The 26683-nt window shown below is 46.8% G+C and carries 20 protein-coding genes and 4 tRNA genes; 21 read left to right on the top strand and 3 right to left on the bottom strand.

Going from position 1 to position 26683, the window contains the following annotated elements; genetic code table 11:
- Positions 1-56: 56 nt before the first annotated feature.
- From AC58QO_RS29025 to AC58QO_RS29000, 6 genes are all read left to right on the top strand, one after another.
- Positions 57-1235 (top strand): LolA family protein, encoded by a 1179-nt coding sequence (locus AC58QO_RS29025; protein WP_497271734.1) that lies wholly within the window; start codon positions 57-59, stop codon positions 1233-1235.
- Between the two features lie 172 nt (positions 1236-1407).
- Positions 1408-2733, top strand: a complete 1326-nt coding sequence (locus AC58QO_RS29020; protein ID WP_497271732.1) for a YecA family protein — start codon at positions 1408-1410, stop codon at positions 2731-2733.
- An 80-nt stretch (positions 2734-2813) separates the two neighbouring features.
- Positions 2814-4004: an alanine racemase gene (gene alr / locus AC58QO_RS29015; protein ID WP_497271730.1), complete on the top strand. Its 1191-nt coding sequence runs from the start codon at positions 2814-2816 to the stop codon at positions 4002-4004.
- 229 nt (positions 4005-4233) lie between these two features.
- Positions 4234-4515, top strand: coding sequence for a CopG family ribbon-helix-helix protein (locus tag AC58QO_RS29010; RefSeq protein WP_028553892.1), 282 nt, complete (start codon positions 4234-4236; stop codon positions 4513-4515).
- A 3-nt stretch (positions 4516-4518) separates the two neighbouring features.
- On the top strand, positions 4519-4869 hold the full coding sequence (locus AC58QO_RS29005; RefSeq protein ID WP_028553893.1) for a type II toxin-antitoxin system PemK/MazF family toxin: 351 nt from the start codon (positions 4519-4521) through the stop codon (positions 4867-4869).
- Between the two features lie 196 nt (positions 4870-5065).
- Entirely contained in the window at positions 5066-7249 is a 2184-nt protein-coding gene (locus AC58QO_RS29000) for a Tex family protein (protein ID WP_497271804.1), read from the top strand.
- A gap of 138 nt (positions 7250-7387) precedes the next feature.
- On the opposite strand, the gene AC58QO_RS28995 is transcribed toward AC58QO_RS29000, so the two are convergent.
- The 3 genes from AC58QO_RS28995 to AC58QO_RS28985 all read right to left on the bottom strand — a co-directional run bounded on the left by AC58QO_RS28995 (position 7388) and on the right by AC58QO_RS28985 (position 8790).
- Entirely contained in the window at positions 7388-7942 is a 555-nt protein-coding gene (locus AC58QO_RS28995; protein WP_497271728.1) for a hypothetical protein, read from the bottom strand.
- A gap of 256 nt (positions 7943-8198) precedes the next feature.
- Positions 8199-8363, bottom strand: a complete 165-nt coding sequence (cmpA, locus tag AC58QO_RS28990) for a cortex morphogenetic protein CmpA (protein ID WP_141692697.1) — start codon at positions 8361-8363, stop codon at positions 8199-8201.
- 73 nt (positions 8364-8436) lie between these two features.
- Positions 8437-8790: a hydrolase/acyltransferase gene (locus AC58QO_RS28985; RefSeq protein WP_236288593.1), complete on the bottom strand. Its 354-nt coding sequence runs from the start codon at positions 8788-8790 to the stop codon at positions 8437-8439.
- A 205-nt stretch (positions 8791-8995) separates the two neighbouring features.
- On the opposite strand from AC58QO_RS28985, the gene AC58QO_RS28980 reads away from it, so the two are divergent.
- The 15 genes from AC58QO_RS28980 to AC58QO_RS28910 all read left to right on the top strand — a co-directional run bounded on the left by AC58QO_RS28980 (position 8996) and on the right by AC58QO_RS28910 (position 26575).
- Positions 8996-9469, top strand: a complete 474-nt coding sequence (locus AC58QO_RS28980; RefSeq protein WP_497271726.1) for a SprT family protein — start codon at positions 8996-8998, stop codon at positions 9467-9469.
- 19 nt (positions 9470-9488) lie between these two features.
- A tRNA-Asn gene (locus AC58QO_RS28975) sits at positions 9489-9564 on the top strand.
- Between the two features lie 3 nt (positions 9565-9567).
- Positions 9568-9656: transfer RNA gene (locus AC58QO_RS28970), tRNA-Ser, on the top strand.
- Positions 9657-9809: 153 nt separating this feature from the next.
- Positions 9810-11552, top strand: a complete 1743-nt coding sequence (locus AC58QO_RS28965; RefSeq protein WP_497271724.1) for a methyl-accepting chemotaxis protein — start codon at positions 9810-9812, stop codon at positions 11550-11552.
- Positions 11553-11705: 153 nt separating this feature from the next.
- Positions 11706-11777, top strand: a tRNA-Glu gene (locus AC58QO_RS28960).
- A 16-nt stretch (positions 11778-11793) separates the two neighbouring features.
- Positions 11794-11875 (top strand) — tRNA-Leu (locus AC58QO_RS28955).
- 512 nt (positions 11876-12387) lie between these two features.
- Complete coding sequence (locus AC58QO_RS28950) at positions 12388-17784, top strand: glycerophosphodiester phosphodiesterase family protein (RefSeq protein ID WP_497271722.1); 5397 nt, start codon at positions 12388-12390, stop codon at positions 17782-17784.
- A gap of 98 nt (positions 17785-17882) precedes the next feature.
- Positions 17883-18431 (top strand): glycerol-3-phosphate responsive antiterminator, encoded by a 549-nt coding sequence (locus AC58QO_RS28945; protein WP_497271720.1) that lies wholly within the window; start codon positions 17883-17885, stop codon positions 18429-18431.
- A gap of 220 nt (positions 18432-18651) precedes the next feature.
- The gene (locus tag AC58QO_RS28940; protein ID WP_497271718.1) at positions 18652-19530 is read left to right on the top strand and encodes an HAD-IIA family hydrolase; all 879 of its coding nucleotides are present in this window, start codon (positions 18652-18654) and stop codon (positions 19528-19530) included.
- A 12-nt stretch (positions 19531-19542) separates the two neighbouring features.
- A complete protein-coding gene (locus AC58QO_RS28935; RefSeq protein ID WP_497271716.1) occupies positions 19543-20865 on the top strand; it encodes an ABC transporter substrate-binding protein in 1323 nt (440 codons plus the stop codon).
- 122 nt (positions 20866-20987) lie between these two features.
- Positions 20988-21881: a carbohydrate ABC transporter permease gene (locus AC58QO_RS28930; protein ID WP_497271714.1), complete on the top strand. Its 894-nt coding sequence runs from the start codon at positions 20988-20990 to the stop codon at positions 21879-21881.
- A gap of 15 nt (positions 21882-21896) precedes the next feature.
- Positions 21897-22712 carry a carbohydrate ABC transporter permease gene (locus tag AC58QO_RS28925; protein WP_497271712.1) on the top strand — a complete coding sequence of 272 codons (816 nt, stop codon included), beginning with the start codon at positions 21897-21899 and terminating at the stop codon, positions 22710-22712.
- A 15-nt stretch (positions 22713-22727) separates the two neighbouring features.
- The gene (locus tag AC58QO_RS28920) at positions 22728-23462 is read left to right on the top strand and encodes a glycerophosphodiester phosphodiesterase (RefSeq protein ID WP_497271710.1); all 735 of its coding nucleotides are present in this window, start codon (positions 22728-22730) and stop codon (positions 23460-23462) included.
- Between the two features lie 89 nt (positions 23463-23551).
- The gene (locus tag AC58QO_RS28915) at positions 23552-24226 is read left to right on the top strand and encodes an MBL fold metallo-hydrolase (protein ID WP_497271708.1); all 675 of its coding nucleotides are present in this window, start codon (positions 23552-23554) and stop codon (positions 24224-24226) included.
- Between the two features lie 78 nt (positions 24227-24304).
- Positions 24305-26575, top strand: a complete 2271-nt coding sequence (locus AC58QO_RS28910; protein WP_497271706.1) for a rhamnogalacturonan lyase — start codon at positions 24305-24307, stop codon at positions 26573-26575.
- The last annotated feature ends 108 nt before the right edge of the window (positions 26576-26683 follow it).

Here is a 26683-nt window from a genome sequence, read left to right as displayed (position 1 = left end):
GTCCCCTCATATGCATGTACTATGTTGATGTTAATCATGAGTGAGGGGATGATCGAATGCGCCGGGTCACATGGGTGGTAGCAGTGGTAATGTGCGTAGCATTGGTTCTCGCAGGGTGCGGGATGGGTAAAAAGGATGCAGGATCTATCGTAAAGGATTTGGATCATGTGATGGGCAAGTCGAGCAGCTATCAAGCATCAGGTAGCATGATTTTGAACACAGGGCAGCAGCCCCAGGAGTATGCAGTTGAGGTAGCGTTCTCGCCGGAGCATTTCTATCGGATTTCCCTGACAAATGCCACGAAGGATGTTACTCAGATCGTTCTGCGTAATGAAGAAGGTGTATTCGTATTGACGCCGCATTTGAAGAAGAGCTTCCGCTTCCAAAGTGATTGGCCAGAGAATCAAGGTCAAGTGTATCTGTTCCAATCTTTAGCGAAGAGTATCATTGCGGATAAGGATCGCCAATTTACGACGGACAAGGATGCCTACGTGTTTGATGTTGCTGCGAACTATCAGAACGAACAGCTTTCCCGCCAGAAAATTTGGCTGAATAAGAAAACGCTAGCACCTTCACAAGTTCAAGTGTCGGATGCGAATCAAAATGTATTGGTGCAAGTGAACTTCACGAATTTTGAATTCGATACGAAGTTCGATAAGGATTATTTCCAAATGGAGCGTAATATGACCAGCTGGAATTTGCAGCAAACAATGCCTACATCAGCTGACGTTGCTGTCACAGATGCGGATCATCCGTCTTCAACTGGAGGCAAATCCGTAACGGACAAAAACCTGTCCGCGACAGGTGGACAATCCGATCAATCCAAAGCCACAGGTGCAACGAAACCGGATGCGACGAAGACGGCCCCAACAGCCGCCAAAGCGCAAAGTATTGGTATTGTTGAGCCGTACTACCTGCCTAAGGATGTAGTGAAACAAGACATCAGTGATATGAAGCTGGGTGAAGATGCCGCGGTGCTTTTAAGATATAAAGGGAAATATAGCTTCAATCTGATTGAGGTTAGACCGCAAGCCAAATCGGTTTCACTGCCGCCAGGGGACATTGTTGACCTCGGGTTCACGGTAGGGGTGCTCACAGGGAATGGTTCGAAGGATGTGCCTAGAACACTCACGTGGACGAACGATGGCGTTGAGTTCCGTATGTTCACAGGCGATATGCCAGTGAATGAAATGATTCAAGTCGCGATGGCGACGGATGGACAGTCAGGGAAATAAGCTCTGACCCGTGTGAGAATAAGGCTCTGCGCCCCTTGGGCAGCAGGGCCTTTTCTCATTTTATACAAATAATTTGTGATAATTTCACAAGAAGATTTAACCAACTCCCACGAACGGGTGTTTTTTTGGTATAATGCAACTTTGGAGCGAATAGATAATTGGAGTGTTTAAGATGAGTACAATTGATAATTTAACATGGGAAGAGCAGCAGCTATTCTGGGAAAATGAGACGATTGCCTTCGCGACGTATTTATCGAGTGAAGGTAAGTTAAAAGATGAGACTATCCAAAAGCATGCAGACCGCATACGTTTTGTGACGACGGATTATATGGTTCGTTATGAGAACAGTTATGAAGATCTGCAAGGTGAAATGATAGTTGATTTCTTAGGTCGATTTGCGATCAGTCATGTCCTGAACAGCACAGAGTCGGATATTAGTGCTTATTTGACTTCATTGAAAAAATGGGTGCAATTTCTAGGGTTCACATCGAAAATTTCAAAGGATCAAATTGCTTCATTGAACGAAGTATGTAAGCATAAACAATATTTTATTGATCGCTTTGAGCAATATATGAAGGCAGACAGTGATTACGCGTTGGAGCGTTGGCTGAACTCGAATGATATTGGAGCCTATATGTCCCCTTCGAAGTCATCTAAGCAAAAGCAGAAACCACTTGTGGTGGACCCAAAGCTGCGTCAGCTTTGGATGGATGGGCGGACACCTGTACCGCAAATCGTAGAGGAATTTAATGCGTTTCTGGACGCTGTGCAGGACGGCAAGAACGTCAAATTGTCTGCTGCGCGCAAGCATCTGCCGCGGAAGTTCTGGAGCGAGTTCGATGAGCAGCAGAATCTGCAGCTTTTCCGCAAACCAACATTGAATCAAGACCAAGAGCCAGTATACCAATTCTTTTTCTATGTAGCGTTAGTGCTAGGATTGACAGAAGAAGGAACACAACTTATTGTGAATGCAAAGCAATTGGCTAATTTCTTGGCGCTTTCGGAACAGGAGCAGGCAGTCCTCCTTTTAGATACACTATGGAACAAGTTAGCTTGGGGAATCCTAGAAGAACTCAATGAGGGTGGTCGCCCAGAAGATATTCAGGCTTGGAGAAGAGCCATCGCAAGTGTGTTAGCAAGCTGGCCAGTTGGACTTGAGCACAATGTGAAAAAAGAATGGGATAAGCATCGCCAATCCGGGATTCTGCTGGATACTAGCGCTGATGTATTCTTACATGCGGTAGCAACGATTTTGGTGCGTTTCGGCTTGATCCGAGCTCAATTCTTACCAGACTCCGAGATGAAATATGGTTTTGAGAGAAAACCAGTTGTGATGTCCGTACAAGAATCAGGTAACCGCGTTTTCCGTTATTTTGTGAATGAAGCGGCTTATTTATTGAAAAGTGCCCCTGCGTCTGCTTCTGAACAAAGCAAAATTGGACGTAATGACCCATGCCCATGTGGCAGCGGCAAAAAATACAAAAAGTGCTGCTTGTAAGCATATACCGCAATTAACAGCATTTTAAAATCAGGATGAACATAAATTTACTTGGAAGTGGATAGAAGAGGTGAACGCTTGTGGATGCTTTTTATCGTCCCACGTGGGTGGAAATATCGTTAGATGCGCTGCGCAGCAACATTGAACAATTTCAGAAGGTACTGCCTGCGGGCATGAAGCAGATGGCAGTCGTTAAAGCGGATGCTTACGGACACGGGGCTGTAGAAGTATCCAAGGAAGTTCTCGCCGCGGGTGTGGATTATCTGGGTGTCGCATTCTTTGATGAAGCGCTGGAGCTTCGAAATGCTGGGATCACTGCGCCAATTCTTGTACTCGGCTACACGCCGCCTGAAGGGATTAATCGCGCCCGGGAGCTGGATGTAACCATTGCGGTGTATAGTCGTGATGTGTTGGAAGCGCTGCGTGAGCAAGGACGTAAGCAGGAGAACACGGCACGGAAGAAGCTGAAAATCCATATCAAGCTGGATACCGGCATGGGGCGACTTGGCTTGCACACGGAAGCAGATGCGATCCCTTTCATTGAGGAAGCATTAATGCTGCCCGATGTGGAAGTGGAAGGCCTATTCACGCATTATGCGAATGCCGATGAAGTCGATAAGAGCTATACGCTGGAGCAATATGCTAGGTTTGAGCGGATCGTGAGCTATTTTACAGCTAAAGGTGTGAGCTTCCCTTATATTCACGCGGGGAATAGCGCGGCGGCCATTGATTTGCCAGACTTAACCTATTCGATGGTACGTCTTGGGATCTCGATGTATGGTCTGTATCCTTCCGAGGATGTTGATCAATCAAAGATTGAGCTAAAGCCGGTGCTGAGCCTGAAAACAGGGATTGTCCATCTCAAAACGCTGCCAGCGGGCTCAGGTGTTAGTTATGGAACGATTTATCACACCAAGGGTGATGAGCAAATTGGGACATTGCCGATTGGCTATGCGGATGGGTACTCGCGTATGCTTTCGGGTAAAGCCGATGTGCTTGTTCGTGGCAAAAGAGTGCCAATCGTCGGCAGAATCTGTATGGATCAATGTATGATCAACGTATCGGATGTGCCGGACGTGCAAGCACTCGATGAGGTTGTTCTCATCGGAGAGCAGGGCGAAGAACGAATTACCGTGGAAGATGTGGCCCATCTGCTAGGGACAATTAATTATGAAATCATTTGTATGATTTCACACCGGGTTGCACGTGTTTATGTGCGAAATGGGGAGCGGGTTGAGGCATTGAACCCGTTGATGAGGCATCGCTATTAAATGGTTTAGGGGACTACTAGCTGAAAGTTTCATGAATTTACCATGCAACTTTTGCAGGTATTGGGAAGGGTTTTCAGAATAGGGTATAGAATACTATGTAATAACAATCTTATATCTTAAGGTGTAACATAATTGATATACCGGAGGCATATATTCTATTGTATAATTTGGTTTTTGGAATGACATACTGGTAATATTGTCTTTGTATCGTTTCTGGGGGTGCGAGAGTGTGAGCAATGCGCATAATACGAAAAGGATCATGATTAGCTTGCCTGACAATCTGTTGCAAGAAGTGGACGGAATTGTTGAGAAGGAGAACTCCAATCGGAGCGAATTCATTCGTCAGGCAATGAAGCTGTATTTAATTGAACGCAAAAAGCGCAGTCTACGCGAATCCATGCAGCGTGGGTATATGGAAATGGCGAAAATAAATCTCAGCATGGCATCTGAAGCTTTTCAAGCGGAGGAAGAAGCGGACGGTACGCTTGATCGCTTAGTAAGCGGGGTGTAAGACGTGATTGTGAAACGTGGCGATGTATTTTTCGCAGATCTTTCGCCGGTCGTAGGATCGGAGCAGGGAGGAGTCCGTCCTGTTCTAGTGATCCAAAATGATATCGGCAACCGCTTTAGCCCCACTGTGATTGTTGCAGCGATTACAGCTCAAATCCAAAAGGCAAAGCTTCCCACGCATGTGGAAATCGACGCGGAGACGCACGGTTTCGATCGAGATTCGGTCATTCTGCTTGAGCAAATCAGAACAATCGACAAGCAAAGACTGACGGACAAAATTACGCATTTGGACGAAGAAACGATGCGAAAGGTTGACGATGCTTTGCAAATTAGTGTGGGACTGATAGAATTTTGAATAAGGTCTGGAACGGACGAGGGCGATTGGTACCCTCGTTTTTTGGTTTGTACATACATATACATACGATAAATTAAAGTGAGGTATGACTGTGGCGAATGTAGAGACGGATGGACTTAAGGCCAAAGCTGAAGGCCAAGTGACGGAGAACGAAGGAAAACCAAAAGCAAGCGAGTATGAGGAACCGAAGGAGAAGATCCAGATTCCTGCCGAGAAGAAAGCGGAGATTCAGGAGCGGATCCTGAAGCAAATCTCCGCTGAACTGCAGCTGCCTGCTGGCAAAGTAAAGACGACGATGGAGCTGCTGGATGAGGGCAACACGATTCCGTTTATCGCGCGTTACCGGAAAGAGATGACCGGCGAGCTTGACGAGAATCAGCTGCGGGATATCGAGGAGCGCTTGCAGTATTTGCGTAATCTCGAGGATCGGAAAATCGAGGTTGTCCGTTTGATCGATGAGCAGGGCAAGCTGACGGATGAGCTGCGCGTTTCGATTGAGAAAGCTGTGAAGCTGCAGGAAATCGAGGATCTCTACAGGCCTTACCGCCAGAAGCGGAAAACGAGAGCTAGCGTTGCGAAGGAGCGCGGTCTGGAGCCGCTTGCTGTGTGGATTTGGAAGCAGCCTCGACAAGGCTCGCTGGAGCAAGAGGCTTCGCGTTACATCAACGCGGACAAGCAGGTTGGAAGCGCTGCAGAGGCGATTCAAGGCGCGATGGATATCCTAGCGGAGAATATCGCGGATGATGCGAAAATACGGGCCTGGGTGCGTCGATTCACGCAGGATAACGGCATTATGCGGACAGAGGCTAAAGATGCGAAGGCAGAGTCTGTTTATGAGATGTACTATGCTTATCAAGAGCCTGTGAAGCGCCTGCCGCCGCATCGTATTCTCGCGATTAATCGCGGCGAGCGGGAAGAGATTCTGAAGGTTGGTCTTGATGTGCAACCGGATAAAATACACGACTACATGCTGCGCCAAATCGTTAAGGGCGATTCGGTCGTAAGAGATTTGTTGCGCACCATTGTTGAGGATGCTTACAAGAGACTTCTAGCCCCTTCCATCGAGCGCGAAGTGCGCGGTGAAATGACGGAGGCAGGCGAGGAGCAAGCGATTAAGATTTTCGCGGAAAATCTGCGGAATCTCTTGCTGCAAGCGCCGATTAAAGGCCATGTAGTACTTGGTGTCGATCCGGCGTACCGGACAGGCTGTAAGCTGGCCGTCATCGACGACACCGGTAAAATGCTTGAAATCGCCGTCACCTACCCAACACCACCGAATAATAAGGTGGCGGAGGCGAAGGCGAAGTTCAAGCAGTTGATCAGCAAATACAGCGTGGAGCTGATTGTGATCGGGAATGGGACGGCGTCCCGTGAAACGGAGCAGTTCGTTGCGGAGCTGATCGGTGAGATCAAGGAGCGGAAGCTCAAGTACTTGATCGTCAGCGAAGCGGGCGCGAGCGTGTACTCGGCGTCGAAGCTGGCGCAGACGGAGTTCCCTGAGCTCGACGTGGCCGAGCGCAGCGCGATTTCGATCGCGCGGAGGCTGCAGGACCCGCTCGCGGAGCTTGTAAAAATCGAGCCGAAAGCAATCGGCGTCGGTCAGTACCAGCATGACGTTTCGCAGAAACGTCTGGACGAGAACTTGAAGGCCGTCGTAGAATCGGCTGTTAACCATGTCGGGGTGGACTTGAACACGGCGTCCCCGTCCTTGCTTTCGTACGTGTCGGGGGTAAACGCGACATTAGCGAAGAACATCGTGAAGTATCGCGAGGAGAATGGCAAGTTCGACTCCCGCCAGCAGCTGTCGAAGGTTCCGCGCCTCGGCGCGAAATCCTTCGAACAGTGTGTCGGGTTCATGCGGATTCCGGGCGGCCGGAACCCGCTCGACAACACCCCGATCCATCCGGAGTCTTACGACGTGGTGGATCGGTTGTTCAAGGAGCTGCGCATCGAGCTCGCGCAGCTTGGTTCACAGCAGCTGCTAGCGCTGCTGCAGACGCTGGAGCCAGAGGAGCTGGCTCCTAAGCTTGGCGTCGGTGTCCCGACGATGCGGGACATCCTAGACAGCCTGCAGCGGCCTGGGCGGGATCCGCGGGACGAAGTCCCTGCGCCGATCTTCCGCACAGACGTGCTGCAGCTGGAGGACCTTGTGCCGGGCATGGAATTGACCGGCACGGTGCGCAACGTAATCGACTTCGGCGCCTTCGTCGATATCGGCATAAAGAACGATGGGCTGGTGCACATCTCCCAGCTCAAGAACGGCTTCGTGAAACATCCGATGGATGTGGTTTCTGTTGGAGACATCGTCCAAGTATGGGTGCTCAACGTGGACCAGAAGAAAGGCCGCGTAGGCTTAACCATGAAGAAACCGCAATCGTAGGTTAAGGAGATCAGTTAATGAAGTGGTGGCAGTTGGGAGTTCGCTCCCAGCTGCTTTTTTATTAACTGGATTTTCTCCATCTAATTTCTCGCTCACCCCCCATTTACAATTAATCATCAAGGTATGTTTGTGTTCCCCCTACTTCTGAGTGCCACCCACCTCCTTCACCAAATAAGTCATCGTATACCGCTGGTCAGCAATGAGCGAAAGCATCCCTTCCATGGAGAGACGGATGAGCCACTCAGCAGCGATGCGAATATTCACATTGCACTCAGCTGCGACATCCATAAGCCGAAGTTTTCCATTACGTCGGTTGGCGATCTGTAGAATAAACTGCTTCCGAAGCTCCCATACATCAGCCTCAAGCTCAGCGAGAGTGGGAGGATGGGGTTTGATGTTGGCGGATGACCTTCTTAGTCCCAATGGGATCACATTGTTTTTATGGTTTTGACCTCCTTTCTTTAGCATTTGATCTGCTCGCTCTTCTTTCTGTTGCACCTGATCATTCCATTCCTGAACTTTCTCCTGTTGCACCTGCCGTTTTCCTTTCTTAACTTTCTCCTGCTGTACCACCAGACCACTCTCTTCTTCGAATTTCTCCAGTTGCACTTGCTCCACGCTTTCCCTAATTCCCATAATCCTACTATGCTTCTCACGCATTCTGCGAAGCCAATAACTGCTGTTTCGCTGCATATAAATAGCCCCCTTTGTCAGCCAATACGCAAAAAAAGCACAAACGAACTGCAGAAGAATCTGCAAGCTCGAGTGTGCTTCACTCTGAGGTATTGGATATTTATTTACAGTATAGAGGGCACATTTCAAATGTGCAACTAATTTTTACCAAATGTTTACTTTTAATCGAATAACATCAGCAGCACTCTCATTTAAGCATCCTTATGTATCCACGGCAAAAAAGCCAGCACTTGTGGCACAAGTACTAGCTTTTTGATCAAAATTTACGTTTGCTCGGTCCGTCCGTCGATTGGCTGTCAGGCCACTCCTCTTGTGAGCGGCGAGTGCGGTAAAAGTACCAGCTATCATTCAATAATCGAATTTGTCTGCGGTTTTTGTTCTGGAAGGCACGCATTAATTGATTACAAAGCCATTGCGGCATATGCCCATCCCCTTCTTCGCCATGTACTTATAGCATATGAAGAATGAGGGAGTTGGGTGCAGGTCCTTTTATTTTAGAGCTCAAATTCCTCTTCGTACCATTGCTCTAGCTGAGCTTGCAGCGCACGAATTTCAGTAAGCAAAGAGATCAAAGGATATGATTTCTCTTGAATGCCAGCGAACGTTTTTTCCAACCCATTGATATAATCCAAGCCCTGAATGAGGGTATAGGTTGTACCGACCAATTCCAAATCATCACATTCAGCAATCACGCGCGGAAGCTGCGGCACATGATCAGCTGTTAATTTCTCTAGCTCTTTATGCAAACGTTGGTTCAAAGCTGTTAATTGATAGGAATAGGAGGAAGGCATTTCGACGAATTCCAGTTGTTGATCAAGCTTCAAAATCGCATAGCGCATTTGTGGCATAAGGGTGGTTCAAATCCTTTCTGTATAGGGCGTTCGATCTTCTTTTCTACTTGACAGTATAGCCGTACATACGGTACAAATTCAAGTAAGAACTTGTCTTTCGAAGTATTATAGGTTGTCTTTCGAAGTATCTATGGTTATCAATCGAAGTATTTAAGGCTTGTCATGAGCCATGTTCGTGACTTGTCATTGGGAGTGTTCATGGATGGAAGATCAAGAGCTGCAGCAATGGATCGAGCAGATTTCTATGGAATCGTTTGGGAGACCCTTCGTTCATCAGGCGCGTTTTAACCGGAGATTGCGATCGACGGGTGGACGTTATTTTATGAAATCGCATGATATTGAGATTAGTTGGAGCCAGTGGGAGACATACGGTCGAGATGAGATCGAGAAAATAATCAAACATGAGCTGTGTCATTATCATTTGCATATTTTGAAGCGAGGCTACAAGCATCGTGATCAGGATTTCAAAACCTTGCTAGCCCAAGTTGGCGGCACCCGATTTTGCCAATCGTTACCGCGGCCTAAGGCGAAACAACCTTACAAATATAGGCTGGAGTGCGTGAATTGCAAGACGGAGTATTTTCGCAAACGTAAAATGGATGTTCGTAAATTTGCCTGTGGGAATTGCAGGGGGAAATTGAAATCGTATACACTTGACTTAACAACGCCTTCATAATAAAATAAAACTTGTTCATTCCCTGATAGCTCAGTTGGTAGAGCACTCGACTGTTAATCGAGTTGTCACAGGTTCGAGTCCTGTTCGGGGAGCCATATGGAGAGATACCCAAGTGGCTATAAGGGGACCCTCTGCTAAGGGGTTAGACTGCGTAAGCGGTGCGAGGGTTCGAATCCCTCTCTCTCCGTCACGAAATGAGTTCAATGGCATTCTTGCCGTTGGGCTTTTTTTGTTTAGTTAACCTCAAGTTAACCTCAACTAATTCTAACAATTTTCTAATACCCGTTAAATGTTTGTCCTCTATAGTGAGTAAAAAAGCTTCACGATGGAGGATCTTCCAGTGACTAAATTATTATCAATACGTGTGCGTCTTATTCTATTGCTATTGATTCCTTCTCTATTCTATTTAGGCACGAGCGTGTATCTATTACAGATAAACAAGTCCAATACGGATACACTGACCTCTTCTTTGTATGAGACGACAGAGAAGAGTGTTTCTCTTATTCTGAATGCTGATCGTGATATGTATCAAGCCTTAACCGCCTATCAGTTATTGGTATCTGGTACCTTGACTGCGGAGGAGAAAACGAGCCAGTTGAAGGCGCTGAAAGACAATATTGACCAAACGAACACAAGGGTCGGACAAGCTGTTACTATTTTAAAAACCAAAGAATTATTGCAAACCGCACATGCTGAGGCGAAGGTGACCATTGAGCAAAGTGCAGCAAGCTTCCAAGCGTCGTTCGATCAATGGGTCAAAGAGGCGAATGCCGTTGTGCAGGCGGGAAGTGTTGGCAAAGGGGTATTGAATGAAGCGAAGCTGACAGCAACCTTTGATAAAGGACGTGAGGGTCTGAATGTCATTGGTGAAATTTTGGACGCGCATGCTAACCAGAGCATTGTAGATAGTAAGCAGGAAAATAGCAAAACGGCACAAAGTGTCTACATAGGCATAGCAGTCGTTATCGTCATACTGTTTGGAGCTGGCGGTATGGTGATCAGGAAAATCATGCAGATGGTACGCCGAATTTTGATGATAACGAGTCAAGTTGCTGCAGGAGATTTGCGTCACGCGCCTCAGATTAAGTATTCCCGGGATGAGCTGGGTCAGATTTCAGCATCGGTCGATGATATGGTTGCGAAAATGAAGGGCTTGATTGGTACGATCGCATCCAATACGCAATTCGTGAAGGACGCTTCTGTTGAGCTATCGGATAGTTCCAAAGAGTCTGCGCATGCTGCAGAACATGTGGCTACGAATATTCAAGAAATGACGCAAGAAGTTGAAGTGCAAGCAAGAAGCAGTGAAGAGACGAGTCGTGCCATTGAGGAAATGGCGATTGGGATTCAACGCGTCGCGGAGAATTCAAGTGTCATGGCAGATCACTCCTCGTTGACCTCTCAGCACGCAACAATGGGGAATGAGCTGCTCTCCAAGCTGCAGCACCAAATTGTAAATATGCTGAGCTCAGTGGAACAGCTATCGATGACTGTACAGTCGCTGACTCGGAAGTCCGATGAGATTGGGCAGATCGCCTCGAGCATCACGAGCTTCGCTAACCAAACAAATCTGCTGTCGCTGAATGCTTCGATTGAGGCCGCTAGAGCGGGTGAGCATGGGAAAGGGTTTAATGTCGTTGCCCAAGAAATTCGCAAGCTTGCTTCACAGTCCATTGAATCCGCTGACGGGATTAATCAGTTAATTCACGAGACGAGAGTAGAAATTGCTAGTGTATCCCAATCGATGAATGCGACGAAGCAGGAAGCGAGTGCAGGCTCACAAATGATGCAGGAAGTGAATCAGAGCTTCGAAACGATTATGCAATCCGTGACGCACATCGTCACGCAGATTCATGAGACATCTGCAATTACTGAGCAAATGTCGGCAAGCTCAGAAGAAATTTCTGCAACCATGGACCAATCCGCGGCGAGCACGTCCCACATTCTGACAAAATCTCAAACGGTGGCAGCCGCCACAGAAGAGCAGCTTGCTATGATGCAGAACATTGCTGCAGCGTCGGAACAGTTAAGGTCTGTGGTGAATACCTTGAACGAATCTGTGTCGTATTTCAAAATCAAATAACGCGTTGAATTGGGGAGTTCTCATGGTCCAAGTATCGCGGACATGGGGGCTCCTTACGTACCAGCTTCAGTTGGCTTTAATTCCATAAATTAGGCTTGTCAACGGAAGCGGAATCCTTTATAATAACACTTGTCGTCCTTAACGGGTTGATATGGCCCGTTGGTCAAGTGGTTAAGACACCTCCCTTTCACGGAGGTAACAGGGGTTCGAGTCCCCTACGGGTCATTGATTTATCTCTCTTGCGGTCGTGGTGGAACGGCAGACACACCATCTTGAGGGGGTGGCGCTCACAAGGCGTGAGGGTTCAAATCCCTCCGACCGCATCCCAATGAAAACCCTTGATAATAATCAAGGGTTTTTCTTATGTTTAGGGAATATACTCCCAATGAATAATGAAAGATGATCATACAAATAGACCATTTCCTATTATGGGGAATTGGTCTATTTTTTTGTTCTTTTCTTTTTGTTCGTTCCTTTTAGTTGTATTCGTTTTCTTCGTTATAATTCGCTGCGTCGAACAGTAGATTCCCTAAGAGGTATTGCGGCTATTATCTGCAAAAAATACATTTTACAATTTCTTATTCCATAGATAACACATAACAAACAATCAATCGCTAGTATTGTTTATAGGACAACTGAACTGAATAGGCAGGGGTAGGAGACCAGGAGAAAACCCTTCAAGGCAGCAAATGATTGGCTAGTGAAAACTAGCTGTTTCGTTTGTATGCGTGAAGGGTTTTTTGTGTTCTCAAAAACAGAAAGGAGGAGTGATGTAAGGAATAAGTGTTGGATTGAAGAGGGATTTATGCCATTCATATTAGAGAGGATTGATTCTATGAAACGATATAAAAAAGGTTTGAATCGTCTTATAATAGCTGCGCTAGTTGCTAGCTTTGTACCGCTTGGTATCTTGCCTGAGCAACAGGCACACGCCGCAGATGACGTTAGAAATACTTTAAATGTGAGGAAGACGGTTAATGCTCCCGTTATTGATGGGAAATTGGATGAGTCATTATGGTCAATTAGTCAAAGTTTAACGAAACAAACAGGCAGTGGTACGTTTAAGGATAGTAAATTTGGCATGCTCTGGGACAATAAGTACCTGTACATAGGAGTCAAGGCGGATGATGATAATCTGACTGCAGCAGGATCGGGGAATTGGTTTGACCAAGATAACATTAATTTCTTTCTAGATCCTACGATGCATCAATCAACCCCTTACGCGACAGATGATATGCAGCTCGGATTTGTGTACCAAGCGGACTCTACATCACCAGAGTTTCATTTCGGAGCTGCACCAAACGGTCAAAGCAGCAAGAATTCAAATAAGATTTTGAGAGCCATGCAGAAGACGGCAACAGGCTGGTCCTTAGAGACGGCTATCCCATGGGATATGTTGAAGATGGATCCTGTGCTTACAAAGAAGCTGGGCTTGGAAATTGGTGTAACAGACCGATACGGGGCGGACGTGACACAGCAAAGAAATAGCTACTGGAGTGCGTATCAGTCAAGCTCGTTCTGGAACGATACCTCCGGTTTCGGAGTGATCAACTTGGTCGATAGCAATCCGGTTACAGATACGGTGAATCCGGTACTGCTGCAGGAAAATTTCGATACGAATCCGACAGGTACGATTCCTTATGGATGGATTTCTGATGTGAACGCAGGAAGTCCTCCGTTTACAGTCGTGCAGGATACTTATGGCAATGGCAGAATCACTTTTGATGGAAAGGCCTCGGGTAAACAAGCTCGGATTGTTGCTCCGGTCCAATGGGACAACTACACAGTTGAAGCGGATATCAGATTTGAATCTGTGTTGGATTCGGCAAGATGGGCAGCGCTGATGTTCAGGGTGCCTTCATCAGGAAAGGTGCCTTACAATCAAATGGCTGTCCGTCAAAATGGTACCTATGAATTCGCCTATCGTAAACCGGACGGCAACTGGTATTCGCCAACGCCAATTTCCGGTTCTTGGAGAGCATTGACTTTGAATTCCGATTATACGATGAAGGTTCGGATTTTTGGTACGAATGTCAAAGAATATATGAAAGCAAAGACAGATCCAAGCTTCACAATGGTAACAGACACAACGCTGCCTGCCACAGTAGTAATGGAAAGCGGTAAGGTAGGGTTCCAAGTGGATCAAAGTAAAGTCTCGTTTGATAACCTGACGGTAACACGGATTACGGCAGATCGGCTTGACCTCGTCATGCCTAGCACGATGGAGGCATTGACTGGACCGATAAGCGTTACCGGCAGTGTGTACTATTCGGACGGCATTACGGAAGCCATTTCAAACAAGCCATTAAAATTTTACTCCTCTGATGAGTCAATCATCAAAGTCTCTAACAACGCGCTATACCCGGTGAAAGCGGGGAGAGCAACGGTTAGAGTCATTTATGAGAATGCTGAATACTTGCAAGAAGTAACAGTAACACCTAACACGGTGCCAGCGAAAGTAAGCTCACTCAAGCACGATGACGGTTATTTTTTGGCCACAGTGAATCAACCGCTACCCTTAAATGGAATTACGTTTAAAGCAGACTTTAGTGATTTTACATCAGGTACAATAACCGGCAATGAATTGACCTGGACCTCCAGCAGCTCATCAGTCGTTGTGACTAATGGCAGCTTGAGCATTTTACAAAAAGGTGTATACACCCTAAGTGCTCAAAAAGACGGTGTCTCCATTTCGATGCTCGTCGTAGCGAAAGAAGCGACTGACAGCGAGTATGTGCTCTATGAAGAAAATTTTGATCAGCTATCGGAAGGCACACTTCCAGCAGGCTGGAGTAGAAAAGAAGGGACGACAGCGAGCAAAGCCGTGGTTAAAGCCGGAGGGTTTGAAATCGATGCGGCGGCTTCGCCAGACAATCCTTCGCGTGTGCTTTTGCCAGACTACCTAGGGACATTTGGCAATTATAAAATCGAAGCCGATGTAACGCATTTGCAAGCGAACGATAATGCAAGATGGCATTCCATCATGTATCGGATTCAAAACAATGATTATCCGTATTACCAAATGGCGGTCAGAAAAGATGCTACTGCTGCCAATGGTGTAGAATTCGCTGAAAGAACGACAGCTAATGCTTGGAACGTTATGGATACGGGTGCTTTTACGGAAGCCATAGACGCTAACAAAATGTACCATTATACGATTAAGGCATTCAATAATCGGGTGATGGAGATGATTAACGACAAGGTTGTCGTAGATACAGCTAATGCAGGTTCGTATGCGAAAGGTCGAATAGGCTTACAATCTAACGGCAGCAAAATGAGGGTTGATAACATTCGGGTAACGTTACAGCAGGAGGCCCTTCCACTCACGGCGGCCGATCGATATGTCAGCGTTACAGAGCCTACAACCCAAATTGCGATGGCTTCTACCATTGTAACTGAGGTTACCCGGGCGGCCGATCTGACGAAATTGGCGGATGCTACAACACCAGCAACGGCTATTTTACACGTAAACAACGAACTAAAAGTAACCAATCCAACAGGAGAAGTAGTCATTGGAGATGTAGCGGCAATCCTAGATACGTTTGGAACGAAGACGATTCCGGCCTTTTATGTCAAGGATGAATCAACCGTCGACAACTTGATCACTTATTTGAAGGAAAATCGAATCGAAGACGTATTCGTGATGTCGGGCAATGGCGATTTGGTGAAAAAAGCAAGATTAGCGTATCCGATTATTCGCGGAATTGTAGATTTTAGCTCCATGTCGGATTTTAGCCAAGAACAATTGATGGAAATTCGCCAGACAACCAATGCAAGCCTTGCACATATTGCTGTAATTCCACAAAAGGCTGCAACGAAAGAGAATACGGACTATTTGCAAATGAGAACGATCATGGTTTGGGCAAAAGATGAAGCGGCAGCTGCCGGAAAAAATCTGTCCATGCATACTTTGATTACGGCAGGTGTGAACGGCATCGTGACAGATACACCCGCTGCAGCCTTCACCGCACTGGGTGTATATAACCAGAACAAAACGATGATCCGTAAGCCATACATTATTGGGCATCGTGGATTGCCGTCGGCTGCGCCGGAAAATACGATTGAAAGTAATATTTTGGCACTCGATAATGGGGCCGATTTTATTGAAAATGACGTTTACATTTCCAAAGATGGCTATCTCGTTATTCATCATGATGGGGAATTGTCTGGTACGACGAATGGTACGGGAAATATCGAGAATTACACATTGGCAGAAATTAAGGCGCTCAATGCCAATAAGCCTCATCCGAAGGACTATCCTGATGTGAAAATTCCGACCTTGGAAGAACAAATTGATCTCGTTCAGCAACGCGGGAAAATGATTATGAACGAAATCAAGACGTCGACACCAGCTGCAATTGATGCTTTCGTCCAATTGATTAAAGACAAAAATGCCGAAGCTGACATCGATAACATGTCCTTCGTTGCCGCTCAGATTTTGCGTACGAACAGCTTGATGCCGACGATGCCTTCAGGTCTCTTATCAAGCCTGTCTGGGGGCAGTAATGTCAAAGGAATGCTGCGAACTGTACTTAGTTCCATTCAGCCATTGAATGCTACCTTTAATAATGGGTATGGCGGAATCTCGCAAAGCTTTATGGAAGCCGCTAAACATCGCGGTATCTTAATTTCACCATGGACACTGAATGATCGAACGGCGTTTAATCAATTTTTCTTAAATGGTGCATGGGGATTAACGACCGATTATGCCAACTGGGCGGCAGATATGGCGGCGGCTATTCGTCCGGAGAAGACAGCGTATACGTTAGCGAAAATGGAACAACTTCCGATTCAGGCAAGTGTGACAACCTATAAAGGGGATACAACAACCATCGCACCTGAGATAGTTTTGTTAGATGGGCAAACTTCCTTTGAAGTAAATGGCAACGAGGTTACTGCGAAGGGTTCAGGTGTAGCACACGCACTATTACGATACACCTATACGATGAATGACGGCAATAAGTATGACTTGTATACACAGCCGATCACGTTAAATGTACCTCATGAAGGAACAGACCCAGACACTGACCCAGGAACAGTACCAGAACCAGGAACAGACCCAAGCAAGGACAATAAGGATTCTGTTTATGAAGTTACAGATGCGATTATGAAAGCTGCCATCCAGCAATCGGGAACGAACGATAAGCTGATCATAACCGTACCGTTGAGTGAGAAGAAGGATCAAGCTGTTGCCATCTTGACACCAGCAGCTATTCAAGCTGTAGGGTCAGCTGCTAATAATCATACAGTTGTTATTCAAAGCGAACTGGGATCGTATGAGCTGAATCTGTCAGCTGTAGATTTGCAAGCTTGGGCAGAGAAGCTAGGGACCTCACAAGATAAGCTAAACTTGACCATTCAAATTAAATTGAATGAAAAAGCTGCTGCAGAAGCAGTTGCAGACGGGAAAGACGTCAAGAAGGCCGTTGACTTTACGCTTACAGCAGGAACAGGGGAAGGGAAGAGCGCAGACGTTTCCAGCTTCCAAACGTTCATTGCCAGATCCATCAAGTTGGATGCCGGAACCGAAACCAAAGCTCTGGCTGCCGTACGTGAAGAGCAAGATGTCAATGGCAATACCGTGTATAATCCAGTTCCATTTATGATCCGTGGCAATGAAGCTGTCATTTTCAGCCGTACGAACAGCACGTATCTACTTATAACGAACCCAGTGACATTCAGTGATTTAGAGCAGCATTGGTCCAAACAAACGGTAGAAGCCATGGCGAATAAATGGATTGTGCAAGGTGTTGGGGCATCGAGTTTTGCACCGGACCGCCAAGTAACACGCGCGGAATTTGCCGCTTTGCTGGTGAGATCGTTCGGCTTAACCTCATCAGAAGCAACAATGGCAAGCTTCAAGGATGTCAAAGCTTCTGATTGGTTTGCGACACCAGTTAGTCTTGCATCACAATTTGGACTCGTTGGCGGCTATGAAGATCATACTTTCCGTCCAGACGCGCCAATATCCCGCCAAGAAATGGCGGTTATGATCAACAGAGCCCTACAATTCGCAGGCTACAACGTAGAGCCGCAACCAAACAACTCGGTCACGTTCAGTGACGAAGCGAATATAGCCGAATGGGCCAAGGATGCAAGTAGAGTAGCTTCCTCGCTGCACATTATTAACGGCAGAGATGGTAATGCCTTTTCACCGCTGAGTACCGGTACACGTGCGGAAAGTGCTGTGATGCTAAGCCGCATGCTGCAAGCCCTAAACTTTTCGAATTAACTGAATCATTAACATCTCCTCCGAGATTCAATTGCCGGAGGGGGTGTTAATACTTAGCAAATAAATGTTTGTTAAGGTTAGAGTGGGGGTGAGAGCGTATGTCGAGTAAATATCCAATTATCGCATCAGTGACGAAAGACGATCAGCTCACAAAGGTTTTAGAAAGTGATGTAACGCGAGTTAACTTAATGACAGGTCATATTGGCAATCTGGAATCTATCATGGAACAGCTTCACCGAGCAGGCAAACAAGTGTATGTACACTTGGAAATGGTAGGCGGTCTTGGCCGAGATGCACATGCGGTCGGGTATTTAGCTGAAAAGTTTAAAGTGGACGGGATTGTTACGACTAAATCCAATTCCATTGCAGCAGCTAGACAAGCTGGTATTAAAAGTATTCAGCGGATTTTTATTATTGATACGGCTGCGCTGCAAACGGCAGTCCGCATGATCAACAGCATTCAACCGGATGAAGTTGAGCTAATGCCAGGTTTAATGCCAAGAGTGATCAAGGAATTGAAAAGTACGATTAAACAACCGTTGATTGTCGGGGGCCTTATTCGATACGAGAAAGAAATCGTAGAAGCGCTCGATAGCGGTGCAGACTACATATCCATTGGGGATCCGAGCATGTGGAGTCGACACTAGGTTTACAAAATCATTAAATGTCGATAATTTTCCGCTTACAATCTTCATCTATAGTAGAACTATGAATATCACAAGAACTGATACTTTGGGTCGAGACCAGGAGAAAACCCTTGTCCAGGAAAATGTGAAAATAAGCAGGAGCATGCTTGTCATACTCTGAGAAGGCTTATTTTCGTGTTTTTTGGATAAGGGTTATTTTTATTGAAAGCGAGGCAGTGCTGTGGCAGAAACATCTAGATTTCCTGAGCGTGGCAACGATAGCAAGAGCGGTATCGTGCCTTTTCAGCGAAAACATTCAGGGAAAAGCAGTAAGGAGTTACATGCCTTTAAAGGCTACTTATTCGATTTGGATGGTACGATCTATGCGGGCAGTAAGCTTTTGCCGGGTGTGTTGAGTACGGTGAACTGGCTGCGTGAGCAAGACAAATCGGTGATGTTCGTTACGAATACAACCATTCGGACCAAGGAAAGCGTGCAGATGAGGCTTAGCGAGTTAGGCATTTCTTGCGAGGTAAATGAGGTACTCACGGCCTTATGTGTAGCTGGGAAGTTTTTTCAAGAGCATGAGCCGGATGCCAACGTTCTTATGATAGGTGAAGCAGCAATGGAACAAGAATTGGCGATATATGGCGTCAAAACGACGAAGGATCCACTGCAAGCGACACATGTACTTGTGGGGTTAGACAGGCAGTTTACATTTGAGAAGCTAACAGCAGGTGTGAATGCCCTTCGAAACGGGGCCAAGCTGATTGCGGCTAATCCTGATCCCTTTTGTCCAATCGATGATGGGGTGATTCCGGATACGTGGTCTCTTGTCAAAGCACTGGAAACGGCCAGCCTGCAGAAGACAGTCCGTGTAATCGGCAAGCCGTCATCGTACTATGCGCAAAAAGCTTTTGATCTGCTGAAAATCCCGCCATCACAATGCTTGATGGTTGGTGATCGACTTTCAACGGATATTCAATTCGGGAATTCGAACGACATGTACACAGCATTTGTACTGACAGGTGCGGATTCTACGAATGACATAGTACAAACAGGTATTGAACCTGACTATATTTTAAATCAGCTTAGCGAAATTAAATCCAATAACTTTTAGGAGGAAAAAACAATGAAAAAAGCACTAGTCTCACTACTCATGGTCACGTTGGTTGCTACAGCTTGCGCGAAGGGAGAGAGCAACACAGAAACCAAAACGGCTGCAGCACCGACGGCAAGCGCCGCAGCAACTGCAAGCACAAAGCCGGTTGAACTGCAATTTTACTTCCCCGTAGCGGTTGGTGGTCCAATTACAAAGCTGATCGATCAGCTGGCTGACGATTTCCATAAAGAAAACCCAACCATTACAGTAAAACCCGTGTATGGCGGCAGCTATCAAGATACGATGACCAAGGTTGCAACAGCTGTACAAGGGGGCAATTCTCCTGACTTAGCCGTACTGCTTTCAACTGACTTGTACAGCTTGATTTCAATGAAAGCCATTGAGGATCTGACGCCTCGCTTCTCCAAGGATTATTTTAGCGGTTTCTACGAAGCTTTTATGGGAAATACGAAGTCGGGAGATACGGTTTGGAGCGTACCTTTCCAACGCAGTACGATTGTGCTGTACTACAACAAGGATTTATTTAAGAAGGCAGGTCTTGATCCAGAGAAGGCACCAGCGAACTGGACGGAACTGAAGGAATATGCAACTAAGCTCACGACAAGCGACAAATCGCAGTGGGGGCTTGAAATTCCTAGCACAGGTTATCAGTACTGGATGACGCAAGCACTTTCCCTTCAAACCGGCACAAACATTGTTTCACCTGACGGCAAGCAAGTGTTTTTTAACAAACCAGAAGTACAGGAAGCTCTGCAATTTTACACCGATCTAGGACGCAAGGAAAAAGTGATGCCAGAAGGTACACTTGAGTGGGCAACCGTTCCTTCTGATTTCATTAGCGGTAAAACGGCAATGATGTTCCACACAACAGGCAACCTGACAAAAGTTAAAACAGATGCGAAATTCAACTTTGGCGTAGCGTTCCTGCCTGCCAATAAAAAGTATGGTTCACCAACTGGCGGCGGTAATCTGTATGTGTTCAAAAATATTCCTGATGACCACAAAGCAGCATCCATCAAGTTTATTCAATTCCTAACACAGCCTGATCGTGTGGCACAGTGGTCCATTGATACAGGTTATGTAGGCACGACCAAAGCTGCTTATGAGACAGACAAGCTGAAAAACTACATAAAGGATTTCCCGCAAGCGGCTGTTGCAAGGGATCAACTGAAATACGCAGACAGCGAGCTTTCTACTTATCAGAATGGCCAAGTAACCAAGCTGTTTAACGATAATATCCAAGCAGCGCTGCTAGGAACGATGACGCCTAAAGAGGCATTGGAAAAATCACAGCAGCAAGCGGATGACATTTTGAAAAGCTTTCAAAAATAGCAGCGGCGGATAGCGAAAACGAGAGGGAAGTGTTCGGCTAACGGAGGTTAACTCCCTGTTATTGGCCTGCACTTCCCTTCCGCTGGCTTTCACGAGTTGCGAGAAAGAGGGGGATTTATTCCATGCAACCGGCACTACGTACAAAAAGAAGAATCAATTGGAGATTGCATGGTTTCGCCTATGCGCTTCTCCTGCCCTCACTTCTATTCTTAGGGGCGTTTACTTTTTACCCTATCCTCAAATCGATATATTGGAGCTTCTACAGCTCTGATTTTACAGACAAGACGTTTGTCGGGTTCGATCAATATGCCCATGTTTTTCAAGATGATATCTTTCTAAAGGTTTTGAAAAATAACGTATTGCTGGCCATTGGTACGGTTCCTGTGAGTATCTTTTTGGCCATGTACGTAGCCATTTGGGTGAATAACAAGCTCAGAGGCACTGGCCTGCTGCGTGCGCTATTTTTCTACCCAACGGTCATTCCGATGATTGCTATTGCAAATATATGGCTGTTTATTTATACCCCGAGTTACGGGTTGCTTGATAAGTTTTTAAATGTGTTTGGCATACCGGCTCCGCATTGGCTAGGTGATCCACACTGGGTCCTATTCTCGATGATGCTCATGGTGATTTGGAAGGAAGCTGGCTTTTTTATGATTTTTTATTTGGCTGGCTTGCAGAATTTACCGAAGGAGGTATATGAAGCTGCAGAAATGGAGGGGGCACGCCCTTTTCAAACCTTCAGAAGAATTACGTTTCCGCTTCTAATGCCGACAACGCTATTCGTTATGATTATTGCTATGACGAATTCTTTTAAATTGGTGGATCACCTGTATGTGATGACAAAAGGCGGCCCGAACAACGCAAGCAACCTGCTGTTATACCATATTTATGAGACGGCCTTTAGCTTTTGGGATATGGGAAAAGCTTCGGTCCTTACCGTCGTTTTGCTCGTTATTCTACTGAGTATTTCCATCTTTAACTATGTATTTCTGGATAAACGTATCCATTACTAGAAAGGGGTCAGCATCATGGTAGTTAGGATCACCAACCGGTTTGTCATCGCGCTGCTGGCTATCGTTTTTGCAGTTCCGCTTATTTGGGCTGTTTTTACCTCGTTTACGCCGTCCAGTGAGGTCATTACCCGTGTGAATCCCTTTGCAATTGAGCATCCAACATTTCAAAATTATAAGACGGCTTGGCATACCATTTCTTTTCTTCGCTATTATTCAAATACGATCATCATCGTCATTGGGGTGCTGGCTGCACAGCTGATCACAGCTACCCTTGCCGCGTATGCGTTTGCTAGATTGAATTTCGCGGGTCGAGGCATTATGTTCATGCTGTTTTTAATTCAAATTATGATTCCACCTGATATTCTCATTTTTCCAAATTATACGATCATGAAAGATCTAGGTCTGGTGGACACCAAATTGGCGATCATGCTGCCATATTGGGCCTCTTCGTTCAGTGTGTTCCTTCTCAGGCAAACATTTAAGCAAATCCCGATGGATTTAGATGAGGCTGCAAAAATGGATGGCTGTCGTTGGTGGCAAATACTCTGGCATGTCTATCTGCCTTCAGCCAAGTCGACCTATTTGGCCTTTGGCTTAATCTCCGTCAGTGCACATTGGAATGATTTCATGTGGCCGCTCATCATAACGAATTCCATCGAAACGAGACCGTTGACTGTTGGGATTGCGATTTTTGCCCAATCGTTTGAGACGGGCGCGCAATGGGGGACTGTAACGGCGGCTACTGTATTGGTGATTCTGCCTCTTTTAACAGCTTTTTTCGTGTTCCAACGTCAGTTTGTGGAAAGCTTCATGCATTCAGGGATTAAATAATAAGGGGGAATTGAAATGAAATGGCAAAATGAAAAGACGATGGTCGTGGCACACCGTGGAGCGGCAGGTGAAGCACCTGAAAATACGTTAGCTGCTCTTCGATTAGCGCTTCAGCAGCAATGTGATGCGATTGAGCTGGATATCCATCTCACGCAGGATGGGGAAATCGTAGTCTGTCACGATGAAACGCTGGACCGGACCACGAATCTGCGCGGATTCATTGGCGAGCAGACGCTGGCAGACATTCGGCAAGCAGATGCGGGATCGTGGTTTTCAGATGAATATGCTGGGGATCAGATTCCTTTACTCCGTGAAGTCCTGGAGCTGGTACCGCCGGAAATCGGCTTAAATGTGGAGCTGAAGTTAAGCTATGGCGGCCGCATAGAGCAGAAGGTCGTAGCCTTGCTGCGCGAATGCGGGCGGCTAAGCTCAGTTATTTTTTCCTCCTACGATCATCGTATGTTATACCGTCTCAAGCAGCTAGCACCTGAAGCTCGAATTAGCCTCGTCTATGACGCCAAGCTGCTGAGTCCAATTCGTTTGATTGAAGATTTTGAGTTGGGGGTAGAAGCGGTTTCGTTGCATCATACGATGGTTGAGCGCGAGGATGTCATGGCGATTCGTAACAGCGGCAGGCAGGTCATCGTCTGGACAGTCAATGAGGAAGAAGAGATGAAGCGAATGATCGATTGCGGTGTCTCAGCGATTATTACGGATTACCCTGCGATATTGAGACGGATTATTGGCTAGATACCGATGAAGCTGCAAAAATTGCTCTTGCATGCGCCAGCTATTACAATGGAATTAAGTTGTTAGGCAAATATTCTGGAGGTGCAGGAATGGCAAATCAAGCAGGAATTCAACCACTTATTTTGGATATGGACGTTAATGGGAATGCATTCACTGTACATGCGGCATTACTTTGGGACGAGCAGGATGTCATCCTTGTTGATACGGGTATCCCAGGCCAGTTAGGACTTATTCGCGACCAACTTGCTGCAGCATCCTTTCCTTTTGAAAAGCTGACGAAAATCATTATTACGCACCATGACATGGATCACATCGGCAGCCTGCCAGAGCTGGTCAATGCTTCAGAAGGACGAATTGAAGTACTGGCTCACGAACTAGGCAAGCCTTACATTCAAGGGGAAGTGCCTACGGAGAAACGCAAGATTTTGGTCACACCGACCAAAGTGGATGTGACGCTTCAGGATGGGGACGTACTACCTTTTGGCGGGGGCATTCAAGTCATTTATACACCTGGGCATACTCAGGATCATATCAGTCTTTATCACCCAAGCTCTAAAACATTAATTACTGGAGATGCACTGACGTCGCTAGACGGTGTTCTTATGCCTCCGAATCCTCAGTTCACGCCAAATATGCCGTTAGCACTCGAATCTGTAGCCAGACTGCTGGACTATGATATTGAAACTGTCATTACTTTCCACGGTGGCGTGTGTACGGAAAATATTAAGGAACGTCTCGCTCAAATCGCGCAAGGTCAGGCATAAGCGACCTCTTGGCGTTCGAGAAATGGAGATACCTTTGGCGTAACACCGACAGCATAGCGGGAAAGAAGGTAGTGTGATATGAAGACATTCCATGGACAGCAGCCATATGACCAAAAGAAGAATGCTAAGGTGCAGCTGGAATACCTGGGCCGGGGTCTGGTTGCAGCTGCTACATCCGAAGGTGTATTTCTCAGCTGGAGATTGCTTGGAAATGAAGTGACGGGTTATAGCGACAAGGGATTGATCGGTACCGATTTTAACCTCTATCGCAATGGCGTCCATATCGCTGCTGTTCATGACAGCACCAACTATTTGGACCGCAGCGGAACGCTTGCATCGGTGTTTCATATTTGTGCCGTCGTGGATGGACAAGAAGTCGACCGAAGTGCTGAAGTCACGCCATGGGTGAGTCCGTACTACGAGCTGCCTTTGCAAAAGCCCGCTGATGGCATCACACCAACCGGCCAACCCTATACCTATTCGGCCAATGATATGAGCGTAGGGGACGTGGATGGCGACGGAGAATACGAGTATTTCGTCAAATGGGACCCGTCCAATTCGAAGGACGTATCGCATTCCGGCTACACCGGTCCTGTCTACATTGACTGCTATAAGTTGGACGGAACCCTGCTTTACCGGATTGAGCTCGGTGTGAACATTCGGGCTGGTGCTCACTATACACAGTTTCTCGTCTATGATTTTGACGGAGATGGGAAAGCGGAGCTGATATTTAAGACGGCGCCTGGTACGAAGGTAGTGCGATACGATCAGGAGGGAAGACCATCTTCAGAAGCCTATATCACCATGCCTCCAGAGGATATAGCCGCAGGGTACAGCCATCAGGACGACTACAGAATGAGCAGTGCGGACTACTATAAGCATATTGTCGAAATGTTCATGCACTGGCACGTACATGAAGAGGTCGTGGCTGGGCATTGGCCTGCTACATTGGAAGAATGCTTTGGAATCGATCATCACTATAGGTATCCTTTGTCCAGCGAGGACGCGGAGAAGCTTGCCGATTACTTTATTGACGTGTACGCTCCAAGTCGGAGCGAGCGCAACAACTTGCGGTCATTCGAGGGCTTCATTCTCGAGGGACCTGAATATGTAACCGTGTTCAATGGGCAGACGGGTGAAGAATTGCAGACGATCCATTATAAGCCGGGCAGGCATGACGATGGCCTAATGTGGGGGGATTACGCATGGAACCGGATTGAGCCTGGTAATCGCGTGGATCGTTTCCTTGCTGGTGTGGCCTATCTGGACGGCGCGAAGCCCTATGCGATCTTCGCTCGCGGCTATTACACCCGGGCTGCTGTTATCTCCTATTCATGGGATGGCACACAACTGAAGGAAAACTGGTTCGTGGACAGCGGCTGGATTACGATGAATAATCCATTCCATGACACGCTTCGTTTGCAAGATGGGCGCAACGAGAACTTTGGCAGCCTCGCCAAGCAAGGGGCACATTCGCTAAGCATTGCTGATGTGGATGGGGATGGCTGCCAGGAAATTATTTATGGAGCGGCTACCATCGACCATGACGGAACCATTCTGTACAGCTCCCGGGGGATAATGCCACCCCCAAGTAAATCGCCTGGCACCATCGTCAAGCTCGGTCATGGCGATGCCCTTCACGTAGCGAACATCGATCCGGATCGGCAGGGATTGGAGATTTTCATGGTCCACGAAAGCGGCGCAAGGGGACCCTACGGCTATACGCTGCGCGATGCGGCAACAGGTGAGGTATTGTATGGCGGCTTCGCTGCCGATGACGTGGGGCGTGGGATGATCGGACAGGTGGATCCGAATCACCGGGGTCTTCAAACGTGGTGCAGCGAGGATTATGAAAGCGATGAAGCCTTTGGCTTGATGACATGCACGGGGGAACAGATTGCCAAGCAGTTTCCGGGTACGAACATGAACATCAAGTGGTCGGCCAACATGACAACCCAGATCATTAGCGGTAGGTTTGATCAGCCTGTTGCTATTGAGGATTGGCATCGAGGCCGGCTGTTGACGGCAGAAGGAACGGGTTCCAACAACGGAACCAAGGGAAATCCGTGCCTCGTTGCGGATGTATTCGGGGATTGGAGAGAAGAACTACTAGTTCGCACAGAGGATAGTTCGGCGATTCGCATCTACTTGAGCACAGAGGTAACAGACCGGAAATTATATACGTTGATGCACGATCCCCAATACAGAACCGGTATCGCATGGCAGAACGTTGTTTACAATCAGCCTTGCTACACAAGTTTTTATTTGGCCTCCGACATCGATTGGGCTAAGGTTCCGATAGTAGATCTGCATTTGCCAAATAAACGTGAGAACACAGAACATCCCTGATCCTGATAAATAGAAGTTAAACTCAAGTTGCATAAGAACGTTGCTGTGAGGCTATCTCAAAGTCTATTGACTTAGGGATAGCTTTTTAATTGTAAAAACATCCTCAAC

The organism is Paenibacillus sp. J31R30 (assembly GCF_059692115.1).
The sequence above is the reverse complement of the archived record's forward strand: the minus strand, read 5'-3'. Positions and strand labels throughout refer to the sequence as shown.

Excerpts from the sequence above, each read along its gene's own strand:
- AC58QO_RS28950 (WP_497271722.1), top strand. The coding sequence starts at position 12,388 with ATGAAACGATATAAAAAAGGTTTGAATCGTCTTATAATAGCTGCGCTA.
- AC58QO_RS28985 (WP_236288593.1), bottom strand. The coding sequence starts at position 8,790 with ATGCCACAAATGCGCTATGCGATTTTGAAGCTTGATCAACAACTGGAA.
- AC58QO_RS28925 (WP_497271712.1), top strand. The coding sequence starts at position 21,897 with ATGGTAGTTAGGATCACCAACCGGTTTGTCATCGCGCTGCTGGCTATC.
- AC58QO_RS28910 (WP_497271706.1), top strand. The coding sequence starts at position 24,305 with ATGAAGACATTCCATGGACAGCAGCCATATGACCAAAAGAAGAATGCT.
- AC58QO_RS29025 (WP_497271734.1), top strand. The coding sequence starts at position 57 with ATGCGCCGGGTCACATGGGTGGTAGCAGTGGTAATGTGCGTAGCATTG.
- AC58QO_RS29020 (WP_497271732.1), top strand. The coding sequence starts at position 1,408 with ATGAGTACAATTGATAATTTAACATGGGAAGAGCAGCAGCTATTCTGG.
- AC58QO_RS28980 (WP_497271726.1), top strand. The coding sequence starts at position 8,996 with ATGGAAGATCAAGAGCTGCAGCAATGGATCGAGCAGATTTCTATGGAA.
- AC58QO_RS28920 (WP_497271710.1), top strand. The coding sequence starts at position 22,728 with ATGAAATGGCAAAATGAAAAGACGATGGTCGTGGCACACCGTGGAGCG.
- AC58QO_RS28935 (WP_497271716.1), top strand. The coding sequence starts at position 19,543 with ATGAAAAAAGCACTAGTCTCACTACTCATGGTCACGTTGGTTGCTACA.
- AC58QO_RS28930 (WP_497271714.1), top strand. The coding sequence starts at position 20,988 with ATGCAACCGGCACTACGTACAAAAAGAAGAATCAATTGGAGATTGCAT.
- AC58QO_RS28915 (WP_497271708.1), top strand. The coding sequence starts at position 23,552 with ATGGCAAATCAAGCAGGAATTCAACCACTTATTTTGGATATGGACGTT.
- AC58QO_RS28945 (WP_497271720.1), top strand. The coding sequence starts at position 17,883 with ATGTCGAGTAAATATCCAATTATCGCATCAGTGACGAAAGACGATCAG.
- cmpA (WP_141692697.1), bottom strand. The coding sequence starts at position 8,363 with ATGCCGCAATGGCTTTGTAATCAATTAATGCGTGCCTTCCAGAACAAA.
- AC58QO_RS28995 (WP_497271728.1), bottom strand. The coding sequence starts at position 7,942 with ATGCAGCGAAACAGCAGTTATTGGCTTCGCAGAATGCGTGAGAAGCAT.